Genomic DNA, 584 nt, shown 5'->3' with positions numbered 1-584 from the left:
CATCAGCTAATAATGACGGCGCATCCGATTCCTCGCACGCTAGCAATGACAGCGTATGCTGATTTGGAAACGTCGGTGATAGACGAATTACCACCAGGCCGAACGCCGATTCAAACCGTTGCCATTCCAGATACCAAACGTGACGACATTGTCGAGCGGGTACGAAACGCTTGTCTTAACGAAGGCAAGCAAGCGTATTGGGTGTGTACGCTGATCGATGAATCAGAAGTGTTAGAAGCGCAAGCCGCAGCAGACACCGCCGAAGAGTTACAGCGCAAACTGCCAGATGTAAAAATTGGCTTGGTTCATGGCCGTATGAAACCCGCCGAAAAGCAAGCTGTCATGCAAGAGTTTAAAGACAACAAGCTCCACCTGCTCGTAGCCACGGCGGTGATAGAAGTTGGCGTAGACGTGCCAAACTCTAGCTTGATGATCATCGAAAACCCTGAACGCCTTGGTTTGGCTCAATTACACCAGTTAAGAGGCCGCGTCGGTCGAGGCTCGGTTGCCAGTCACTGTGTCCTGCTGTACCACTCCCCTCTGTCGAAATCCGCGCAAAAACGCCTCGGTGTGCTGCGTGAAAG

General features: G+C 52.1%; 1 protein-coding gene. It reads left to right on the top strand.

Annotated features, from left to right (window positions below; all coding sequences use genetic code 11):
* Positions 1-584 (top strand): helicase-related protein (locus tag R7P74_RS28015; RefSeq protein WP_318123944.1); only part of this gene is annotated, 584 nt, incomplete at both ends.

This window comes from Vibrio sp. 2033 (assembly GCF_033339735.1).
The sequence above is the reverse complement of the archived record's forward strand: the minus strand, read 5'-3'. Positions and strand labels throughout refer to the sequence as shown.